13 protein-coding genes and 2 tRNA genes are annotated in these 18,276 nt (G+C 72.9%); 14 read left to right on the plus strand and 1 reads right to left on the minus strand.

Going from position 1 to position 18,276, the window contains the following annotated elements:
* The 7 genes from dnaA (at position 1) to ABDB74_RS00035 (ending at position 9,446) form a co-directional block, all read left to right on the plus strand.
* On the plus strand, positions 1–1,773 hold the full coding sequence (dnaA, locus tag ABDB74_RS00005) for a chromosomal replication initiator protein DnaA (protein WP_346620816.1): 1,773 nt from the start codon (positions 1–3) through the stop codon (positions 1,771–1,773).
* A gap of 1,011 nt (positions 1,774–2,784) precedes the next feature.
* Positions 2,785–3,945 carry a DNA polymerase III subunit beta gene (dnaN, locus tag ABDB74_RS00010; protein WP_346620817.1) on the plus strand — a complete coding sequence of 387 codons (1,161 nt, stop codon included), beginning with the start codon at positions 2,785–2,787 and terminating at the stop codon, positions 3,943–3,945.
* Positions 3,946–4,021: 76 nt separating this feature from the next.
* On the plus strand, positions 4,022–4,954 hold the full coding sequence (gnd, locus tag ABDB74_RS00015; RefSeq protein ID WP_346620819.1) for a phosphogluconate dehydrogenase (NAD(+)-dependent, decarboxylating): 933 nt from the start codon (positions 4,022–4,024) through the stop codon (positions 4,952–4,954).
* A 21-nt stretch (positions 4,955–4,975) separates the two neighbouring features.
* Positions 4,976–6,154 (plus strand): DNA replication/repair protein RecF, encoded by a 1,179-nt coding sequence (gene recF, locus ABDB74_RS00020; protein WP_346620821.1) that lies wholly within the window; start codon positions 4,976–4,978, stop codon positions 6,152–6,154.
* Positions 6,151–6,651: a DciA family protein gene (locus ABDB74_RS00025; protein WP_346620823.1), complete on the plus strand. Its 501-nt coding sequence runs from the start codon at positions 6,151–6,153 to the stop codon at positions 6,649–6,651. Before recF ends, ABDB74_RS00025 begins: the two co-directional genes overlap by 4 nt.
* 43 nt (positions 6,652–6,694) lie before the next feature.
* Complete coding sequence (locus tag ABDB74_RS00030; protein ID WP_346620825.1) at positions 6,695–7,651, plus strand: hypothetical protein; 957 nt, start codon at positions 6,695–6,697, stop codon at positions 7,649–7,651.
* A gap of 16 nt (positions 7,652–7,667) precedes the next feature.
* Positions 7,668–9,446 (plus strand): ABC transporter ATP-binding protein, encoded by a 1,779-nt coding sequence (locus ABDB74_RS00035; RefSeq protein WP_346620826.1) that lies wholly within the window; start codon positions 7,668–7,670, stop codon positions 9,444–9,446.
* A 114-nt stretch (positions 9,447–9,560) separates the two neighbouring features.
* Here ABDB74_RS00035 and ABDB74_RS00040 read toward each other — a convergent pair whose 3' ends face one another.
* Positions 9,561–11,102, minus strand: coding sequence for an SDR family oxidoreductase (locus ABDB74_RS00040; protein ID WP_346620828.1), 1,542 nt, complete (start codon positions 11,100–11,102; stop codon positions 9,561–9,563).
* A 281-nt stretch (positions 11,103–11,383) separates the two neighbouring features.
* On the opposite strand from ABDB74_RS00040, the gene gyrB reads away from it, so the two are divergent.
* The 7 genes from gyrB to ABDB74_RS00075 all read left to right on the plus strand — a co-directional run bounded on the left by gyrB (position 11,384) and on the right by ABDB74_RS00075 (position 18,175).
* Positions 11,384–13,417 (plus strand): DNA topoisomerase (ATP-hydrolyzing) subunit B, encoded by a 2,034-nt coding sequence (gene gyrB, locus ABDB74_RS00045; protein ID WP_346620830.1) that lies wholly within the window; start codon positions 11,384–11,386, stop codon positions 13,415–13,417.
* Positions 13,418–13,526: 109 nt separating this feature from the next.
* Positions 13,527–15,995, plus strand: coding sequence for a DNA gyrase subunit A (gyrA, locus tag ABDB74_RS00050; protein WP_346620831.1), 2,469 nt, complete (start codon positions 13,527–13,529; stop codon positions 15,993–15,995).
* A gap of 107 nt (positions 15,996–16,102) precedes the next feature.
* Positions 16,103–16,873, plus strand: coding sequence for a DUF3566 domain-containing protein (locus tag ABDB74_RS00055; RefSeq protein WP_346620832.1), 771 nt, complete (start codon positions 16,103–16,105; stop codon positions 16,871–16,873).
* A gap of 322 nt (positions 16,874–17,195) precedes the next feature.
* A tRNA-Ile gene (locus ABDB74_RS00060) sits at positions 17,196–17,269 on the plus strand.
* Positions 17,270–17,349: 80 nt separating this feature from the next.
* The gene (locus ABDB74_RS00065; protein WP_346620833.1) at positions 17,350–17,490 is read left to right on the plus strand and encodes a DLW-39 family protein; all 141 of its coding nucleotides are present in this window, start codon (positions 17,350–17,352) and stop codon (positions 17,488–17,490) included.
* A 25-nt stretch (positions 17,491–17,515) separates the two neighbouring features.
* Positions 17,516–17,588 (plus strand) — tRNA-Ala (locus tag ABDB74_RS00070).
* A gap of 53 nt (positions 17,589–17,641) precedes the next feature.
* Positions 17,642–18,175, plus strand: coding sequence for a peptidylprolyl isomerase (locus ABDB74_RS00075; protein ID WP_346620834.1), 534 nt, complete (start codon positions 17,642–17,644; stop codon positions 18,173–18,175).
* The last annotated feature ends 101 nt before the right edge of the window (positions 18,176–18,276 follow it).

The raw sequence follows: 18,276 nt of genomic DNA on the forward strand, positions 1-18,276 counted from the left end.
ATGGCCGATGCCACGCTGGACCTGGCGACGGTCTGGGACCAGATCCGCGAGCGACTGGCCACCAGCCTCTCCCCGCAGCAGAACGCGATGCTGAACCTCACCCGCCCGCTGGGGCTGGTCGAGGACACCGCCGTGCTCGCGGCGCCGAACGAGTTCACGCAGACGGTGCTCGAGTCACGCATGCGCCGGGTGCTCGCCGAGGCGCTGTCGGAGCAGTTCGGCCGCGACATCCGCGTCGCCGTCCAGCTCGAGGACGCGCCGCCCGCCCCGCCGGCCGACGCCCGCGACGAAGGGCCCACCCGGCGCCCGTGGTCGGCAGCCGAGGCGCACCGCGCCGAGGAGGACCGCGCCACCCGGGACCGCGCCGACGACGGGCGCAGCGCGTTCGGCGTCCGGACCGACGTCGTCGGCACCGCCGCCCCGTGGGACCGCGACGCGACGGCTGAACGGTCGGCACCGGCCGACTTCCCGGCGGTCCGGGAGCTGCACCCCGCCGACGGGCCGCAGCGCCCGCCGGTCGACCGCGGTGCACCGGAGGACTGGAGCACCACCACGTGGGGCGCCGGTTCGGCCGACCCCGCGTCCGGTGCCACGAAGCGGGACTGGGGCGGCAGCGACGACTCGCGCACCGCCGACGTCCTGCCCTTCGACGTCGACGCCGCGGACGGAGAGCCCCGCCGTGCCGGGGGCACAGGCGCCCGCACCCGCCGTCCGGAGACCGGCCGGCCCGCGGGCCTGGACCCGGGCCTGAACTCCAAGTACGTCTTCGACAGTTTCGTCATCGGCAACAGCAACCGGTTCGCCCACGCCGCCGCGGTCGCCGTCGCCGAGGCTCCGGCGCGGGCCTACAACCCGTTGTTCATCTACGGCGAGTCCGGCCTGGGCAAGACGCACCTGCTGCACGCCATCGGCCACTACGCCGCGCGGATGTTCCCCAACGTCCGGGTGCGGTACGTGAGCACCGAGGAGTTCACCAACGAGTTCATCAACCTCGTGCACTCCGGGCGGGCGGAGGACTTCCGCCGTCGCTACCGGGACATCGACTTCCTGCTCATCGACGACATCCAGTTCCTGGAGCGCGCCGAGCGGACGCAGGAGGAGTTCTTCCACACGTTCAACACGCTGCACAACGCCAGCAAGCAGATCGTGATCACCTCCGACCGTCCGCCGAAGAAGCTGACCACGCTGGAAGACCGGCTCCGCACCCGCTTCGAGTGGGGCCTGATCACCGACGTCCAGGCGCCGGACCTCGAGACCCGCATCGCCATCCTGCGGAAGAAGGCGTGGGGCGAGCGGCTGCAGGTGCCCGACGCCGTGCTGGAGTTCATCGCCAGCAAGGTGCAGACCAACATCCGGGAGCTCGAGGGGGCGCTGATCCGGGTGACCGCGTTCGCCAGCCTCAACAAGCAGCAGGTCGACCTGCCGCTGGCCGAGCTCGTGCTCAAGGACCTGATCAGCGACGAGCAGGGCCCGCAGATCACCGCCGCGATCATCATGGCCGCGACCGCCGAGTACTTCTCCGTGACGATGGAGGAGCTGCAGGGCACCAACCGCAGCCGGACCCTGGTCAACGCGCGGCAGATCGCGATGTACCTGTGCCGCGAGCTCACCGAGCTGTCCCTGCCGCGGATCGGTGCCTCCTTCGGCGGCAAGGACCACACCACGGTCATGCACGCGGTCAAGAAGATCACCAACCTGATGAGCGAGCGCCGGGCCACCTACACCCAGGTCACCGAGCTCACCGCACGGATCAAGAGCCGCGCCCGGCAATGACATCGCGGTCCTCCGGACCGCACCGCGGCCAGGTGCCGTCCTCGGCCTGAGCTGAGCGCGTTCGTCGCCCCTGCGCGGAACCCTCCGGGCTCCACTCGGCGCGACCCCTGCCTGGGCCGTCCCCGACTCGGCGTCCCCCGGTTCAGCCTGCCCGTGTGCACCGTGTTCCCGCGGCCGTCGGAGGTGCCGGCGGTACGGCTTCCGGTCACCGTCCGGACGGGTGTCGTCCACCGTTCCGCACCGGTCGACATGTCGTTGTCCACACCTGTGCGGATCCCTGGGGACGACGGAATCGCCGATTCTCCGCGCGATGACCCGCACGGCGACGGCGACCGGCGTCGACAGATCGAGAAGTTGTCCCCAGGGATGTGCACAGCTGGGGGAAACGTGACGCCCGGCGGGACGGCCCCTGTCGAGGTGCGCCGCCCGGTTCCGCTTCCACGCCGAGCGCCCAGGACCCCCGGCACGCTCCTGACCTGCACGGATCCCCGAGCACGCCGCGACGGGCCCCGGCCACGCGCCGCCGGCCTCCGCGACCCTCCGTCGGACCTGGGGACGGCACGGGGAGAGGCAGGGGACAGCAGGTGGACCGGCGGCGGTCACGGTGCACAACCGTCGATCTGTCCACGTGTCGACAACAGGAAGCCGCTGACCACCCACAGCGGGCCAACAGCCCCTTTCGGCCACTGACCAGCCGAAAGGGGTCCGATCCCCAGCTTCCACACCAGTGATGACGAGGATGAGGGAGTTATCTCGAGAAATTCTTGAACCACACTCTGGGTGGGGACGCTGCGCTGGAGGGGCCCCGAGCGCCTCGTCGAAGACGTACGCACAGGGAGCGGAGCCACCCGACGAGGGACCGGGGTTTCCCCACCGGGCACTGCAACAGGCACGATGAGCAGCGCACCGGAGTCCTCGCACTCCGCCGCACGACGAACGACGAGCTCCGTGCCCGCGCCGGTCGCCCCTCCCGGCGGCCGTGGGCCGGACCGAACATGGGTGGGTCGAGAGATGAAGTTCCGGGTGGCACGTGAGGTGCTCGCCGACGCCGTCGCCTGGACGGCGCGCAGCCTGCCGCCGCGGCCGTCCGTGCCGGTCCTGGCGGGGATCCTGCTCGAGGCCGACGGCAACCAGCTGTCGGTCTCCGGTTTCGACTACGAGGTGTCGGCGCGCGCCGAGGTCGACGTGCAGACCAGCGAGAACGGCCGGGTGCTGGTCCCCGGCCGGCTGCTCGCCGAGATCACCCGTGCGCTGCCGCCGCACCCGGTGGAGATCACCGCCGAGGGCCCGCGCCTGGCGATCACCTGCAGCAACGCGCGGTTCAGCCTCCCGACGCTGCCGGTCGAGGACTACCCCTCGCTGCCATCGATGCCGTCGGCGGCGGGGATCGTCGAGAGCGACGTCTTCGCCGAGGCGGTCGCGCAGGTCGCCGTGGCCGCCGGACGCGACGACACGCTGCCGATGCTCACCGGCGTCCGGCTGGAGATCGAGGACGACCTGATCACCCTGGCCGCCACCGACCGCTACCGCCTGGCGGTGCGCGAGTTCGCCTGGCGGCCGGAGACCTCCGGGCTGTCGGCCGCCGTGCTCGTGCCGGCCCGCACGCTCGCCGAGGCGGCGAAGACGCTGACCAGCGGACCGGAGATCACGCTGTCGCTGTCCTCGGGCAGTTCGGGCGAGGGCATCCTCGGCCTCTCCGGCAAGGACCGGCGGACGACGACGCGGCTCCTCGACGCCGAGTTCGTGAAGTACCGCGCGATCATGCCCAACGACTCGCTGGCCAACGCCACGCTCCCGGTCGGGCTGTTCACCGACGCCGCCAAGCGCGTGGCGCTGGTCGCCGAGCGCGGCACGCCGTTGCGCTGCGAGTTCACCCCCGGCCAGGTCACCCTGCGGGCCGGCGGCAGCGACGACGAGGGCCAGGCGGAGGAGCGCTGCGACGTCGACTTCGACGGCGAGCCGCTGACCATCGGCTTCAACCCGACGTTCCTGCTGGACGGGCTCGCCGCGGTGCACACGGACCGGGCGCGCATGGACTTCACCAGCCCGCTCAAGCCGGCCGTGCTCTCCGGCGTCGACGAGCCGTCCACCGACGGCGACGCCCCGGCCGCGCCGGCCGCCCCGCAGGGCAGCTACCGATACCTGATCATGCCGGTGCGACTGCCCGGCTGAGATCGAGGCCGGGGGGCGGGAGTCGCCCCGGTCGACAACGATGGGCACGACCACGACGGCGAGGAAGGGCGGGACCGTGCAACTGGGTCTGATCGGGCTGGGGAAGATGGGCGGCAACATGGCCGAGCGGCTGCGCCGCGCCGGTCACGAGGTCGTCGGCTACGACCGGGCTCCGGGCAAACGGGACGTCGACAGCCTCCCCGCGCTCGTGGAGGCGCTCGCCGCCCCCCGCGTCGTCTGGGTGATGGTGCCGGCGGGAGACCCGACGAAGGCGACCGTCAAGGAGCTGGCCGAGCTGCTCAGCCCGGGCGACGTCGTGATCGACGGCGGCAACTCGAAGTACACCGACGACCAGGTGCACGACGTCATGATGCGCGAGAAGGGCATCGGGTACATCGACGCCGGCGTCTCCGGTGGCGTCTGGGGCCTGGAGAACGGCTACGCGCTGATGGTCGGTGGCACCAAGGAGGACGTCGCCAAGGCGCAGCCGATCTTCGACGCGCTCAAGCCGCCGGCACCGCACGACGAGTCCGGGCAGGAGATGCCCGGCGCCGGGTTCGTGCACGCCGGCCCGGTGGGTGCCGGCCACTTCAGCAAGATGGTCCACAACGGCATCGAGTACGCGCTGATGCAGGCCTACGGCGAGGGCTACGAGCTGCTGGCCGCCGTCGACCTCGTCGAGGACGTCCCGGGGGTCATCGCCTCCTGGACCCAGGGCACCGTCATCCGCTCCTGGCTGCTGGACCTGCTGGTCCGCGCGCTGGACGAGGACCCGGAGCTGGATGCGATCAGTGGCTACGCCGAGGACTCCGGCGAAGGTCGCTGGACCGTCGAGCAGGCGATCGAGAACGCCGTCCCGGTGCCGACGATCGCGGCCTCGCTGTTCGCCCGCTTCTCCTCCCGGCAGGACGACTCGCCGACCATGAAGGCGGTCGCCGCGCTGCGCAACCAGTTCGGCGGGCACTCGGTGCGCGCCGTCCAGGCGCAGGAGGCCGAGCGGCCCGCGTGACCGAGTCGGGAACGGCCTGAGGTGTACCTGAGGCATCTGCAGGTCGGCGACTTCCGCAGCTGGGACCGGGTCGACCTGGCCCTGCCGCCGGGGCCGACGGTGTTCGTCGGCCGCAACGGCGAGGGGAAGACCAACCTGGTCGAGGCGGTCGGCTACCTCGCGACCATGAGCAGCCACCGGGTCTCCGGTGACGCACCGCTGGTGCGGCACGGGTCCGGGCAGGCGGTGGTCCGGGCCGCCCTGCGCCGGGGCGACCGGGAGCTGCTGGTCGAGATCGAGATCAACCCGGGCAGGGCCAACCGGGTGCGGGTCAACCGGGCGGCGCTGCCCCGCCCCCGGGAGCTGCTGGGCCTCGTGCGCACGGTGCTGTTCGCGCCCGAGGACCTCTCGCTCGTCCGCGGCGACCCGACCGAGCGCCGTCGCTTCCTCGACGAGTTGCTGGCCACCCGCACGCCCCGGCTGGCCGGCGTGCGCAGCGACTACGAGCGCGTCCTCAAGCAGCGCAACGCGTTGTTGAAGACGGCGCGGCTGGCGCGCGGGAAGGCGATGGAGACCCTGGACGTCTGGGACGGGCACCTGACCGACCTCGGCGGGCAGCTGCTGGCCGCCCGCCTGCGCCTGGTGGCCGACCTCGCACCGCACCTGGCCGAGGCCTACGCCGGCGTGGCCGGCGAGGGCGCCGCGGCAGCCGGGCTGGGGTACGCCTCCACCGTGCCGCTGGCCGGCGACGGCGCCGCGCTCCCCGCCGGGGCGGACCTGCCCACGGTGGCCGAGCTGACCGAGGCCATGCGCGCCCGGGTCGCCGAGCGCCGGGGCGACGAGCTCGACCGCGGCATGACCCTGGTCGGTCCGCACCGGGACGACGTGGTGATCCACCTCGGCCCCGCGCCCGCCAAGGGGTTCGCCAGCCACGGCGAGTCGTGGTCGCTGGCCCTGGGCCTGAAGCTCGCCACGTTCGCGCTCCTGAGGGCCGAGGGCGAGGACCCCATCCTGGTCCTCGACGACGTCTTCGCCACCCTCGACGCCGGACGGCGCACCGCGCTGACCGCGGTCGCCCGGTCGGCCGAGCAGACGCTCATCACCGCGGCGGTGATCGACGACGTGCCGCCGGAGCTGCGGTCGACCCGCGTCGAGGTGGGTGACGGCGTCGCCGTCGTCGTGAAGGACGCCGTGCCGGCCGGGACGGGGGAGACGCCGTGAGCGAGGACCGCCCCGCCCGGCCCAGCGACATCGCCCGGGCCGCGCTGGAGGCGGCGCGGGCCGCGTCGGCCGCCCGTCCCCGGCCCACCCGCCGGCGGATCGCCGGGCCGCGCCGGTCGTGGACCGGTCCGGGCCCCGGCGCCGACGACCCCCAGCCGCTCGGCCGGCTGGTCGACTCGCTGGTCAGCCAGCAGGACTGGTCGGAGCGGACCAGGGTCGGCTCGGTGTTCGGCCGCTGGTCGGTGCTCGTCGGCCCCGACATCGCCGCGCACTGCCGCCCCGAGACGCTCACCGACGGCGAGCTGCTGGTAGTCGCCGAGTCCACCGCCTGGGCCACGCAGCTGCGCCTGCTGGCGCCGTCGATCCTCGGGAAGCTCCACGCCCAGGTCGGCGGGGACGTCGTGACGAGGTTGCGCGTTGTCGGTCCGACGGCTCCCAGCTGGAAGAAGGGCCCGCGCTCGGTCCGCGGGCGAGGACCCCGCGACACCTACGGATGAGGTGCCTCCCCCCACGGGGCGGCGCCGGGAGGACGATGCAGGGATGAGCACCCCCCGCGACGGGAACCGGGACGGTTTCGACGACGGCGACGGCAACGGCTGGCGCGAGCCTCCGCACCTCGGCTCCGGCGCCGCCGGCGAGGACGAGGACCGGCCGAACTTCGCCGACCGCCGGAAGAAGCCCCGTGACGAGGAGCCGGTCGCCGGCCCGGGCTGGCAGCCACCGGGCTGGGACCTGCCCCCCGCCGAGGACCGGCCCGCCCCGCGGGCGGCCGACATCCCGCCGTCCCCGGACGCCCCGCCGCCGTCGGCGGACGCCCCGCCCCCGGCGCAGGCGTACCCGCCGCCGGCCCAGGCGCCGGGCCGTGGCGGTGGCCTGTTCGGTCGCCGCCGCCGCCAGCCGACGGCCGCCGAGCGGGTGTTCCGCTACGAGGGCGACCCCGTCGGGGCGCAGGGGTGGGCGGTGCAGCAAGGCTGGACGATCTCGGACGGCAGCGCGCCCGAGGACGCCGTCCTGGCCGACCTCATCGCGAGTGCGCCGGTGCGCGCCACCAAGGACCACCGCGCCGGCAACGTGCTGCGGGGCCGGGCCGGCCGGCTCGAGCTGGTCGCCTTCGACGTCGTCTACACCTCGGGCCGGTACGTCGTCCCCGAGTACGCCGTCACCGCCGCACCCATGCTGGGTGCCGTGCCCGGGTTCCGGCTGAGCCCCGCCCGGTTCTGGCGGCACCGCACCGGCGGGATGGTCCCGATGCCCAGCGGTGACCCGGCCTTCGACGCCCGGTGGCTGCTGCTGGCGACCGAGGAGTCCGCCCAGCTGCGCCGGCTGGTGCAGGACCCGGCCGTGCACGGGTTGCTGCTCGGCAGCGACGACGGCGACGAGTTCTGGTCGGCGGCCGGGCACGTGGCGGCCGTCCGGCCCGACGGGCACCGCCCCGAACTGCTCGAGCACCACGCCCGGCTGCTGACCGCCCTCGTCGGCGCCCTCGCCGCCGGCTAGTGACGGCGGTCGAGGGGTGAGCACCCCGGTCGCGCCGGAGGACGCCGCGTCCCCGGGCCCGGCCGGTCTGCGCGACCTGCTGCCGCTGCTGCGTCCGCACCGGCGTGCGCTCCTGCTGGCCGCCGGGCTGTCACTGGTCGCCGCGGCCGGTGCCCTGGCCCAGCCGGCGCTGGTCGCCCGGGTCATCGACGTGGTCGGGGCGGGGGAACCGCTGCTGCCCGCCGTCGGCCTGCTGGTCGTGGTCCTCCTGGCGGCGTCCGCGCTCGGGGCGCTCCAGCAGTTCGTCCTCCAGCGGACCGCCGAGGGGTTCGTCCTCACCACCCGGCTGATGCTGACCGACCGGCTGCTGCGCCTCCCGGTGGCCGAGTACGACCGCCGGCGCACCGGTGACCTGATGTCCCGGGTGGGTTCGGACACCACGCTGCTGCGGGCGACCGTGACCGCCGGCGTCGTGGAGGTCGCGGGGTCGGCGGTGGTGGGGGTCGGCGCCCTGGTGGCCATGGCCGTGGTCGACGTCTGGCTGCTGCTCCTCACGGTCCTGGCCGTCACGGTCGGCGCGGTGACCGCGGTCCTCGCCTCGCGCGGGGTGCGGCGGCTCTCCCAGCGCGCCCAGGAGGAGGTCGGCGCGATGACCGCGGCCGTGGAGCGGGCGCTGTCGGCGGTGCGCACGATCCGGGCCAGCGGTGCCACGGCGCGGGAGGTGGCCGCGGTCGGTGCGAGCGCGCACCGCGCCTACTCCGCCGGCGTTCAGGTGGCGCGGCTGGAGGCGCTGGTCTCCCCGGCCGGCTCGATCGCCGTCCAGGGCGCCTTCCTGGCCGTGCTCGGTGTCGGGGGCTACCGGGTGGCGAGCGGTTCGATCACCGTGGCCGAGCTGATCGCGTTCATCCTCTACCTGTTCCTGCTGGTCATGCCCCTGGGCCAGGCGATCGGCGCCTGGACCCAGTTGCAGACCGGCCTCGGCGCCCTCACCAGGATCCAGGAGGTGCTCGGCCTCGACCCCGAGGACGACGAGCGCCCCGAGCGGGCGGCGGCCGTCGCCGTCCCGGCGCGCACCGTGCCGGGCACGGCGCCGCTGCTGGAGCTCGACGACGTCTCGTTCGCCTATCCCGACGGGACCCCGGTGCTGCACGGGGTGTCGCTCCGGGTGGCCGCGGGCAGCCGCGTGGCCCTCGTCGGGCCGTCGGGCGCGGGCAAGTCGACGGTGCTCGCGCTGATCGAGGGCTTCTACCCGCTGTCCGGTGGCGCCATCCGGTGGGCCGGCACCGACGCCCGCGAGCTGCCCCGCGCCGCGCTGCGTGCCCGGCTGGGCTACGTCGAGCAGGAGGCCCCCGTGCTCGCCGGGACGGTGCGCGACAACCTGCTGCTCACCCGCCCCGACGCCACCGACCCCGAGCTCTGGGCGGTGCTCGCCGACGTCGGCCTGACCGAGGTCGTCCGCCGGTCCCCGCGCGGGCTCGACGTCCTGGTCGGCGACGAGGGGGTGCTGCTCTCGGGCGGCGAGCGGCAGCGGCTGGCCATCGCCCGGTCGCTGCTCGCGCAGCCCCAGCTGCTGCTGCTCGACGAGCCGACGGCCAGCCTCGACGCGCGCAACGAGGGCCTGCTGCGCCACACCCTGGCGGCGGCGTCGGCCGGCCGGGCCCTCCTGGTCGTCGCCCACCGGCTGTCCACGGTCCTGGACAGCGACCAGATCGTGGTGCTCGACCAGGGCCGGGTCGTCGCCAGTGGGACGCACTCCGAGCTCGTGGACAGCAGCCCGCTCTACCGCGAGCTCGCCTCGGCCCAGCTCCTCGTGTGAGCCCGGCCGGGATCAGGTGACCTGATCATCGAGCGTCCTCCCCCACGGTCGGCGGCGAGGGAGGACGCTCGGCGGCGAGGGAGGACGCCGGACGGTGCGGGACGAGGGCTGCCGTCAGGCGGCGGGGGTCTCCTCGGCGGTGGCCCTGGCCCGCCGCTCGGCCGCCCGGGCGATGCCGCGCAGCATGCCGCCGAAGACGAACCCGTGGAACGCCGCGACGGCCCACCAGTAGAGGTGCCCGGACAGGCCACGGGGGGCGAAGGTGGCCCGCTGGCACAGGGTCGAGCCGCCACTGCCGGGGTCGTGTTCCACGTGGAACTCGAGCCAGGCCAGGCCGGGGAGCCGCATCTCCGCCCGCAGCCGCAGCAGCCGGCCGGGCCGGCGTTCCTCCACCCGCCAGAAGTCCAGGGCGTCGCCGACGTACAGCTGGTCGGGATCCCGCCGGCCCCGGCGGAGGCCGACCCCGCCGACCGCCCGGTCCAGCCAGCCCCGCACCTCCCAGGCGAGGGGCCAGGAGTACCAGCCGCGCTCGCCGCCGATCCCCTCGATCACCCGCCACACCGCCTCGGCCGGTGCGTCGGCCACCCGGACGCGCTCGTCGACGTAGAGGCTGCCACCGGCCCAGTCCGGATCGGTGGGCATCGGGTCGGACGGGGCGCCGGGCACCGACGCCGAGGCCCAGCGCGTGGAGACCGCCGAGTCCCGGACCCGCTGGACGGCCAGCCGCACGGCGTCGTCGAAACCGAGCAGCCCCTCCGGCGGGTCGGGCACGTACGTCGCGATGTCGTGCTCCGAGCAGACGACGGTGTTGCGCAGCGACTCGACCAGCGGGCGGGCGATGCCGGCGGGGACGGGCGTGATCAGCCCGATCCAGTGGCTCGACAGCGACGGCGTGACGATCGGCACCGGCAGGATCCGGCGCCGCGGGAGCTCGGCGACGCGGGCGTACCGCTGCATCATCTCCGCGTAGTGCATGACGTCGGGGCCGCCGATGTCGAAGCGGCGGTGCACGTCCGCCGGCAGCCGGGCGCAGGCCACGAGGTAGCGCAGCACGTCGCGGATCGCGATCGGCTGGATCCGGCTGTGCACCCATCGCGGGGTGACCATCACCGGCAGCCGTTCGGTCAGGTACCGCAGCATCTCGAACGACGCCGACCCCGACCCCAGGACGACGGCGGCGCGGAGGACCACGGTCGGGACCCCGGACCCCAGCAGGATCGCGGCGACCTCCGCCCGCGAGCGCAGGTGGGGTGAGAGCTCCTCGTTCCCGGGTTCCAGCCCGCCGAGGTGGACCAGCCGGCCGACGCCGGCGTCGCGGACCGCACCGGCCATCACGTGGGCGCTGTGCCGGTCGGTCTTCTCGAAGCCCGGCCCGGCGCCCAGGGCGTGGATCAGGTAGTAGGCGACGTCGACTCCGGCACAGGCCCGCGCCACCGCGTCGGGGTCCCCGGCGTCGGCCCGGACGACCTCGACGTCGCCGGCCCAGGGGTGGTCGCGCAGCCGCTCCGGCGACCGGGTCATCACCCGCACCCGGTGGCCGGCCGCGAGCAGCTCGGGCACCAGCCGGCCGCCCACGTACCCCGTTGCCCCCGTGACCAGGCAGGTGAGCGCGGGGCCGGTGGGAGGCGTGTGCCGCGGGCGCTCCGGTGATGCCATGACCCGAGTCTGCGACTCCCCAGGAGGCGGCGCCCGACGCCGTGCGCCCCCACGGAGCCGGTGACGGCGTGTCGGCGGCAGGGGCAACACCGGTGGTGGCCGACGTGCCGCGAGAGGCGCAGACACGACCTCAGGGCGTGGACGACGCTGTTCTTGTCGTACCTCGCGGTATCGTGACAGCTGAAAACCGTCAGCAACCGGCTCAGTGCCGTTCTGCGCCGTTCTGCCCGCTGCCCCGTGCGGGGCGGGAGGTCGCCGGTTGCTCGAGAGGAAGGCCCCACGTGGTCGCAGCACCCCAGACCGACAGCACCTACTCCGGTAGCTCCATCACCGTCCTGGAGGGGCTCGAGGCGGTGCGCAAGCGCCCCGGCATGTACATCGGCTCCACCGGTGAGCGTGGCCTGCACCACATGGTGTGGGAGGTCGTCGACAACGCCGTCGACGAGGCGCTGGCCGGGTACTGCGACACGGTCCGGGTGACCCTGCTGGCCGACGGCGGCGTGCGGGTCGAGGACAACGGCCGCGGCATCCCGGTGGACATCCACCCCGTGGAGAAGCGGCCCACCGTCGAGGTGATCATGACGACCCTCCACGCGGGCGGGAAGTTCGACGGGAAGAGCTACGGGGTCTCCGGCGGTCTGCACGGGGTCGGCGTCACCGTCGTCAACGCCCTCTCCACCCGGCTGGACGTCCAGGTCTGGTCCCACGGGACCGAGTGGCAGCAGAGCTACGCGTACGCCAAGCCCGGTCCGCTGGAGGAGGTCGGCCCGACGAAGAAGCGCGGCACCGCGATCACCTTCTGGGCCGACGGCGAGATCTTCGAGACCACGGACTACGCGTTCGACACGATCAACCGCCGCCTGCAGGAGATGGCCTTCCTCAACAAGGGCCTGACCATCGTCCTGCGCGACGAGCGGCCCGGGCAGAGCAAGGCCGAGACGGGCATGTCCGAGGAGGTCTCCCTCGCCGAGGCCGCCACGGAGGCCGGCCACGAGGTCGAGGCCTTCGAGCCCACCGAGATCACCTACCGCTACGACGCCGGCCTGGTCGACTACGTCGCGCACATCAACCGGCGCCGGACCGCGATCCACAAGTCGGTGATCAGCTTCTCCGCCGAGGGCACCGGCAAGAACGACACCGCGATGTCGCTCGAGGTCGCGATGCAGTGGTCCGACGCCTACTCGGAGTCGGTGCACACCTTCGCGAACATCATCAACACGCACGAGGGCGGCACGCACGAGGAGGGTTTCCGCGCGGCGCTGACCTCCATCGTCAACCGGTACGCCGTCGAGAAGAAGCTGCTCAAGGAGAAGGACGAGAAGCTCACCGGCGACGACATCCGCGAGGGTCTGGCCGCGATCGTCTCGGTGAAGCTCGGCGACCCGCAGTTCGAGGGCCAGACGAAGACCAAGCTCGGCAACACCGAGGTCAAGGGCTTCGTGCAGCGCGTCTGCAACGAGCAGATCGGCCACTGGTTCGAGGCCAACCCGACCGAGGCGAAGACGATCATCACCAAGGCCGCCTCGGCCGCCCGTGCCCGCCGCGCTGCGCAGGATGCGCGCAAGCTGGCCCGCAAGAGCCTGCTCACCGTCAGCGGCCTGCCGGGCAAGCTCGCCGACTGCCGCTCGACGGACCCGCGCAACTCCGAGGTCTACATCGTCGAGGGCGACTCGGCCGGCGGCTCGGCGAAGTCCGGCCGCGACTCGATGTACCAGGCGATCCTGCCCATCCGCGGCAAGATCATCAACGTCGAGAAGGCGCGCATCGACCGGGTGCTCAAGAACACCGAGGTCCAGTCGATGATCACCGCCTTCGGTACCGGCATCCACGACGAGTTCGACATCTCGAAGCTCCGGTACCACAAGATCGTGCTGATGGCCGACGCCGACGTCGACGGCCAGCACATCAGCACGCTGCTGCTGACCCTGCTGTTCCGCTTCATGCGCCCGCTGGTCGAGGGCCAGTACGTGTACCTGGCCAAGCCGCCGCTCTACAAGATCAAGTGGGGTGGCAAGGTCGGTGACGAGTACGCATACAGCGACAAGGAGCGCGACGCGGTCGTGAAGGCCGGCGTCGAGGGTGGCCGCAAGATCAAGGACGAGATGATCCAGCGGTTCAAGGGGCTCGGCGAGATGAACGCCAGCGAGCTGTGGGAGACCACGATGAACCCCGAGACCCGGATCCTCCGGCAGGTCACCCTCGAGGACGCCGCCGCGGCCGACGAGATCTTCAGCATCCTCATGGGCGAGGACGTCGAGGCCCGGCGCAGCTTCATCACCCGCAACGCCAAGGACGTCCGCTTCCTCGACGTCTGACCGGCGGGCCGGGCGGCGGCCGGGTGAACACCTCCCCGCCGCCGTCCGGCGCCCCGGTCGACCAGCCGCTTTGTCCACCTCTGTGCACCGACCTGTGGAGACCTGAACCGTGACGGAGACCCCACCCCGCGACCGCGTCGAAGCGGTCGACCTCCAGCAGGAGATGCAGCGCAGCTACATCGACTACGCCATGAGCGTGATCGTCGGGCGTGCGCTGCCCGAGGTGCGTGACGGCCTCAAGCCGGTGCACCGGCGCGTGCTGTTCGCGATGTACGACCAGGGCTTCCGCCCCGACCGCGGGTACGTGAAGTGCGCGCGCCCGGTGGCCGAGGTCATGGGTAACTACCACCCCCACGGTGACTCGGCGATCTACGACGCCCTCGTGCGGCTGGCCCAGCCCTGGTCGATGCGTTACCCGCTGATCGACGGCCAGGGCAACTTCGGCTCCCCGGGCAACGACCCCGCGGCCGCCATGCGGTACACCGAGTGCCGGCTGACGCCGCTGGCCATGGAGATGCTGGCCGGCATCGACGAGGAGACCGTCGACTTCCAGGGCAACTACGACGGCCGCACCGAGGAGCCCGTCGTCCTGCCCGCGCGCATCCCGAACCTGCTGATCAACGGCTCGGCCGGGATCGCGGTCGGCATGGCCACCAACATGCCGCCGCACAACCTGCGCGAGGTCGCCGCCGCCGTCTTCTGGATGCTCGACCACCCCGAGGCGGAGGCCGAGGAGGCCCTCACCGCGTGCATGGAGCGGATCAAGGGCCCGGACTTCCCGACCCACGGCCTGATCGTCGGCCGGGAGGGCATCGAGGACGCCTACCGCACCGGTCGCGGCTCGGTGCGGATGCGCGCCGTCGTCACGGTCGAGGAGGACAGCCGGGGACGGGTGCAGCTGGTCGTCACCGAGCTGCCCTACCAGGTCAACCCGGACAACCTGGCCGAGGCGATCGCCGAGGGGGTCCGCGAGGGCCGCCTGCAGGGCATCAGCGAGATCGCCGACGAGTCCAGCGACCGGGTCGGCCGCCGGCTGGTCATCACGCTGCGCCGCGACGCCGTCGCCAAGGTCGTGCTGAACAACCTCTACAAGCACACCCAGCTGCAGACCTCCTTCGGCTGCAACATGCTCTCGATCGTCGACGGCGTCCCACGGACGCTGCGCCTGGACGAGCTGGTGCGGAACTGGGTGCTGCACCAGATCGAGGTCATCCAGCGGCGCACCCGCTACCGGCTGCGCAAGGCCGAGGAGCGCGCGCACATCCTGCGCGGTTACGCCAAGGCGCTCGACCAGCTGGACGCGGTCATCGCCCTCATCCGGAGCAGCGAGTCGGCGGACGCCGCGCGCACCGGCCTGATGGAGCTGCTGGACGTCGACGAGATCCAGGCCGTCTCGATCCTGGACCTGCAGCTGCGCCGGCTGGCCGCGCTGGAGCGTCAGCGGATCCTCGACGAGCTGGCCGAGATCGAGGCCCGGATCGCCGACCTGCAGGCGATCCTCGCCTCGCCCGAGCGGCAGCGGCAGATCGTCCGCGACGAGCTCGCCGAGATCGTGGAGAAGTACGGCGACGACCGGCGCACCCAGTTCGTCGCCAACGAGGGCGACGTCTCCATGGAGGACCTCATCGCCGAGGAGGAGGTCGTCGTCACCATCACCCGCACCGGGTACGCGAAGCGGACGAAGAGCGACCTCTACCGGTCGCAGCGCCGGGGCGGCAAGGGCGTCATGGGTGCCCAGCTGAAGCAGGACGACATCGTCGACCACTTCTTCGTGGGCTCCACGCACGACTGGATCCTGTTCTTCACGAACAAGGGCCGGGTGTACCGGGCCAAGGCCTACGAGCTGCCGGAGGCCAACCGCACCGCCCGCGGCGCGCACGTGGCGAACATCCTGGCCTTCCAGCCGGACGAGAAGATCGCCCAGGTCATGCAGATCAAGGACTACAACGTCGCGCCGTACCTGGTCCTCTCCACCGCCAAGGGTCAGGTGAAGAAGACCCGGCTGACCGACTTCGACTCCCCGCGCCAGGGCGGTGTCATCGCCATCAACCTGCGCGACGGCGACGAGCTGGTGGGCGCCGCGCTGATCCACGACGGGTCCGACCTGCTGCTGGTCACCCGCCGCGCCATGTCGATCCGGTTCAAGGCCGACGACACGGCGCTCCGGCCGATGGGCCGGGCCACCGAGGGCGTGCGCGGCATCTCCCTGGCCGACGACGACCGGCTGCTGTCGATGATCGTCGTCCAGGAGGGCGTCGACGTCCTGGTCGCGACCGAGCGCGGCTTCGCCAAGCGCACCGGGATCGAGAACTACCCGAACCAGGGCCGGGGCGGCAAGGGCGTGCTCACCGCCGACCCGAAGGCCCGCAAGGGCGCTCTGGTCGGGGCCCTCGCCGTGACCCTCGGCGACGAGCTGTACGCGATCACCTCGGGGGGCGGGGTCATCCGCACGCCCGTCAACGGTGTGCGGCACAACAAGGACCGTGCCACGATGGGTGTCAAGCTCATGAACTTGCCCGAAGACGTGACGATCGTGGCGATCGCGCGTACGACGGACAACGACGAGCCCGCGGCCTAGGGTGAGTAGTTAGTCGGAGCAGCAATCGTGGCTCCGTGGCGGCCTCGCGCCGCCACGGAGCCGCGTACAGAGGACGCGGCGCAGCCGCTGGGGAACGGGAGACTGGCATGAGCGACCGGACGCACGGTTCGGTGCGCACCGACTCCCGGGCCGGGGAGGGCGCCCCCTCCGGTCCCCCCACCGGTGACGCCAAGACCACCCAGGCGATCCCCACCACGGGCACCCAGCGGGCCCAGAAGCCGGCCACCGGCGCCGTGCCGGTGGTCCCGCAGCCGCTCGGCAGCGAGGGAGCCGCCTCCCCGGAGACCGGCTCCTCGCCGGCGACCTCCGGCGCGGCGCCCGCGGGTTCGGCGCCCGCGGGTTCCACGCCTGCGGGCGCATCGCCCGCTTCCTCCGCGTCCGAGGACGATGCACGGCCGGACGACTCCTCGCGGTCCGGCGACGGTGCCGGCGGGCAGTCGGCCGCGCCGGCCGGCGCTCCGACGGGCGTCCGTGGCCGGATGTCCGGACGCGGGCCGCGGCGGGCCCGCCTGCAGCTCCGGCACATCGACACCTGGTCCGCCCTGAAGATCTCGCTGGTGCTGTCCATCGCGCTGTTCTTCATCTGGATGGTCGCCGTCGGCCTGCTCTACCTGGTGCTGGGTGGTCTCGGCGTCTTCGATGCGGTCAACGATCTCTTCGGCCAGATCGGCAGCGCCTCCGGCAACGACAACACCGGCGAGGTGCTGACCCCCGGCGTCATCTTCTGGGGCGCGGCCCTCATCGGCGCGATCAACGTCGTCCTGCTCACCGCGCTGTGCACCGTCGGCACCTTCATCTACAACCTGTGCTCCGACCTGGTCGGCGGCCTGGAGGTCACCCTCTCCGAGCGGGACTGAGTGATCTGCCGTCCTCCGGACGGCGGATCGAGGTGCGGCTCCCCGTGGCGCCGGGCGCGTCGGTCGCGCCTGCGGGAGCCCTCCGGGCCCACTCGGGGACGACCACGTTCGCCGCGGGCTGGGACATGGCGGTCCGCCGCGGTCAGATGCCGTGCACCGGTCCCGCCCACGGGGACATCCGGGTCAAGGGGGCCTCGCGGGGCCCGGCCTCCCCGGAGTGGGGCTGCGGGGAGCGCATGTCGACCGGCCGGCAGCGAGCCGCAGGACCGGGGACCCCCCGCGGGACGGGATCGGGGTGTCAGGTACGCTTTTCGAGGTTCACGGGCCTGTAGCTCAGGCGGTTAGAGCGCATCCCTGATAAGGATGAGGCCGGAGGTTCAAGTCCTCCCAGGCCCACCCGTGTACCGGAACTCCGGTTCCGCGTCTCCCCGGTCGTCGCCTCCGCGGCGGGCGAAGCGCTCGAGGAGGTTCTCCGCGTGCTGAAGAAGCTGGCGCTCGCCGCCGTCGCCGCTGGTGCACTGGCCGCCGTCCGGAAGCGGTCGACGGGCAGGAACGAGGCCGATCTCTGGCACGAGGCCACGAGCGGCCCAGGATCGGTCAGCACGCCCACCCGCTGAGACCGCCGGCCCTCCGGGGCCGCCCGGGGACGTAGCTCAATTGGCAGAGCACCGCCTTTGCAAGGCGGGGGTTAGGGGTTCGATTCCCCTCGTCTCCACCGCCACCGGACCATCCGCGTCGCCGTCCGGCCAGGGGTGGGAGAGTGGAGCCGTGACTGAATCGACTCCCGCCCGCCGCGCGGTCCTGCACACCAACCACGGCGACATCACCGTGGACCTCTTCCCCGACCACGCGCCGAAGACGGTCGCCAACTTCGCCGACCTCGCCGAGGGCCGCCGCGAGTGGACCCACCCCGCGACCCGCCAGAAGACGACGGACAAGCTCTACGACGGCACGGTGTTCCACCGGATCATCGAGGGCTTCATGATCCAGGGCGGCGACCCGCTCGGTCAGGGCATCGGTGGCCCCGGGTACCAGTTCGGCGACGAGATCCACCCCGACCTGGCCTTCACCAAGCCGTACCTGTTCGCGATGGCCAACGCCGGCCCCGGCACCAACGGCTCCCAGTTCTTCATCACCGTCGCGCCGACGACCTGGCTGACCGGCAAGCACACGATCTTCGGTGAGGTCGCCGACCAGCCCAGCCGCGACGTCGTCGACCGGATCGCCGCCGTTCCCACCGGCCGCAACGACCGCCCCGCCGAGGACGTGGTGATCGAGTCCGTCGAGGTGCAGCGCAGCTGAGCACCGGACCTGCGAGCGGGGGCGCCGGCGACCAGCCGGCGTCCCCGGCACCGGGCTGCTACCGGCACCCGGACCGCCCCACGGGGATCGCCTGCGCGCGG

Origin of the sequence: Blastococcus sp. HT6-4 (assembly GCF_039679125.1) — a bacterium.
Taxonomy (GTDB): Bacteria; Actinomycetota; Actinomycetes; order Mycobacteriales; family Geodermatophilaceae; genus Blastococcus; species Blastococcus montanus.